This window comes from Streptomyces sp. NPDC088810 (assembly GCF_044750305.1).
Taxonomy (GTDB): Bacteria; Actinomycetota; Actinomycetes; order Streptomycetales; family Streptomycetaceae; genus Streptomyces.
In genome coordinates this window covers 1-1,398 of the sequence record NZ_JBIVJQ010000030.1, presented here as the reverse complement: position 1 = coordinate 1,398, position 1,398 = coordinate 1, and the positions used below count along the sequence as shown (strand labels likewise).

Sequence of the window (1,398 nt, the reverse complement as noted above, 5' to 3'; positions counted from 1 at the left end):
CACACCGGCGCCCTCGGCCCAGCCCGTGCCGTCGGCCGCGTCCGCGTACGACTTGCAGCGGCCGTCCGACGCCAGACCCCGCTGCCGCGAGAACTGGACGAAGGCGCCGGGGCTGGACATGACGGCCGCGCCGCTGGCCAGGGCGAGGGAGCACTCGCCGCTGCGCAGGGCCTGGGCGGCGAGATGCATGGCGACCAGGGACGAGGAACAGGCGGTGTCGACGGTCACGGCCGGGCCCTCGAAGCCGAACACGTAGGACACCCGGCCCGAGGCCACGCTGCTGCCGGCGCCCGTGGTGACGAACCCCTCGAGTTCGGCGGGGATTTCGCCGCCGGAGCCGTAGCCCTGGCCCATGAGACCGGAGAAGACGCCGACGTCCGTGCCCTTCAACGACAGCGGATCGATGCCCGCCCGCTCCAACGCCTCCCAGGACGTCTCCAGCAGCAACCGCTGCTGCGGGTCCATCGCCAGCGCTTCACGCGGCGAGATCCCCCAGAAGCCCGCGTCGAACAGGCCCGCCTCGTGCAGGAAGCCGCCTTGGTCGACGTAGGAGGTGCCGGCCTTGTCGGGGTCGGAGTCGAACAGGCCCTCCAGGTCCCAGCCGCGGTCGTCGGGGAAGCCTGACATCGCGTCCCGGCCCTCGAACACCAACTGCCAGAGCTGCTCGGGGCTGTTGACGCCGCCGGGCAGGCGGCAGGCCATGCCGACGATCGCGATCGGCTCGTCCGGGTCGGCGAGGGTGACCGCCTGGGCCGGGGCGGGGGCGATCGCGGCCGGCGTCTCCCCCAGTTCGCCGTGCAGGTGGCGGGCCAGGGCGAGCGGGGTCGGGTGGTCGAAGACGACGGTGGCGGGCAGCTTCAGGCCGGTGGCCTCGCGCAGCCGGTTGCGCAGCTCGACCGAGGTCAGCGAGTCGAACCCGGAGTCACGGAACGCCGTGTCGTGCTTGATGCCCTCGGGTCCGGCGTGGCCGAGCACGGTCGCCGCGTGCGTCCGCACCAGCTCCAGCAGCAGCGCCTCCTGCTCGGCAGTGTCCAACCCGGTGAGACGGCGGGCCAGTTCGCCGATGCCGTCGGTGGCGGCGGCTGCCCGTGCGACCTGCCGGGGCACCTTGACCAGGCCTCGCAGCAGGGGCTGTACGCCACGCCCGGCTGCGGCATCGGCCCGCATGGACCGCAGGTCCAGCTTGATCGGGACGAGCAGGGGGTCGCCGGTGCGCAGGGCCGCGTCGAACAGCTCCAGGCCCTCGCCGGCGGCGATGGTCTGGCTGCGGCTCCGGCTCACCCGGGCCTGGTCGGCGGTGTCGAGGTGGGCGGTCATGCCGGTGGCCTGCTCCCACAGACCCCACGCCAACGACACACCCGACAGCCCGGCGGCCCGCCGACGCTGCACCACCGCGTC

General features: G+C 73.8%; 1 protein-coding gene. It reads right to left on the bottom strand.

From position 1 onward, the window contains the following. The coding region (locus tag ACIP4Y_RS38430; protein ID WP_401401807.1) for a beta-ketoacyl synthase N-terminal-like domain-containing protein at positions 1-1,398 on the bottom strand (1,398 nt) is incomplete at both ends.